Raw genomic sequence first — 1,262 nt, 5'->3', positions numbered from 1 at the left:
AGAGACTCCTTGCGCTTGAGGATTTGCCTGGCGGTGCCGGCCACCGACTTCGGGCACACCTCCACGACCTCCTCCAGGAGTCTTTCCACCTCGCTCATGAGCGGCAGCATCCTCCTCTGGAAGGTGGCGCGCTTCAGGAGGCCATCGCGAGCCAGATGCCACCACTCAAAGAGAACGAAGACTTCCGCCAGCAGCAGCTTTCCCAACCGCTTTGCCTCCCCGCCGCGCTCGACGAAGCCTTCGAATTCGCGCTTCAGGTGCGCCCAGCAGAATTGCCGTTTCAGGGCGCGCACCCAGTCGTAGCCACACCACCGGTCGGAGATGAGCGTGCCCCTGAAGTCCTTTCCCAGCATGGCCTGGGCCACGGCCTTGCCGCGACTCTTGGCGATGAGGAACACCGCCACGGCCGCGGTGCTGGCCACCCACAGCCAGGCGCGTGCGTGCTTCTGCCACCAGCCGGTTTCGTCCTGATGCACTGCCGGCTGTGTCTGGACGTACGCGCGCGCCTCGTCCACTGCACCTGCCAGGGCCTGGCTCACCGTCTGCTCAAGGTTGCTGACGCTGCCGAGTCCGAGTTCCACGCCCAGCACGTCCTCCACCAACTCCTGCACCAGCCGCTTCGACAGACGCAAACGTCCGGTGCACAGCGCGATGAATCCCGTCAGGCGCGGTCCGAAGGTGCCCTCGGGCACCCCCTCCGGCAGCGGCGCGCAGCGCCAGGCGTTGCAGCCGGCACACCAGCCCGCGTGAAGCTCGTACTGCTTCACCTCGGGTACCACGCGCGGCAACTCCACCACCTGGTGGACCCGCGCGGGCGGCGCCTCATCCAACCGGAGCAGTGGCCCGGTGCAGCCCGTGCAGCGCTCCGGTGCTGCCACCGCGACGACTTCACTCACCCGGTCCGGTGGCAACAACTCGCGCTTGCTGCCCTTGTGCCCGGGCTGGCCCCCGGGCTTCCGGCCGGTCGGCTCCGACTTCCTCGGCAGCGTACCGGGCGGGTCCGAAGAGGGAGGCTTCGAGGAGTTGCGCGAGGTGCTTCGCAGCCGCGCCTCCAACTCCGCGATGCGGACGTCCTGCTCCACGATTCGCGCGAGCGCCGCACTCAGCAGTCGCTCCAGTTCAGCGATTCGCGCATCTCTCGGGTCGGGCGTGGCCACGTCCCTGTATTTCTAATCCGTCCTCGGTCCACGTCGAGCGGGGTGAGGCCCACCGTTCGCAGCCCAACTGGCCCCTCAGGCGTGCACCACCCCGTGAACGCTTAC

1 protein-coding gene is annotated in these 1,262 nt (G+C 67.9%); it reads right to left on the bottom strand.

Going from position 1 to position 1,262, the window contains the following annotated elements:
* Positions 1–1,157, bottom strand: a 1,157-nt coding sequence (locus HUW62_RS47295) for an IS66 family transposase (RefSeq protein ID WP_176438194.1), incomplete at its 3' end; no start/stop codon positions are given.
* Positions 1,158–1,262 lie beyond the last annotated feature (105 nt).

The organism is Myxococcus sp. AM011 (assembly GCF_013372595.1).
Classification (GTDB): domain Bacteria; phylum Myxococcota; class Myxococcia; order Myxococcales; family Myxococcaceae; genus Myxococcus; species Myxococcus eversor.
Note: the sequence above shows the minus strand (reverse complement) of the source record. Positions and strands in the feature narration are given on the sequence as shown.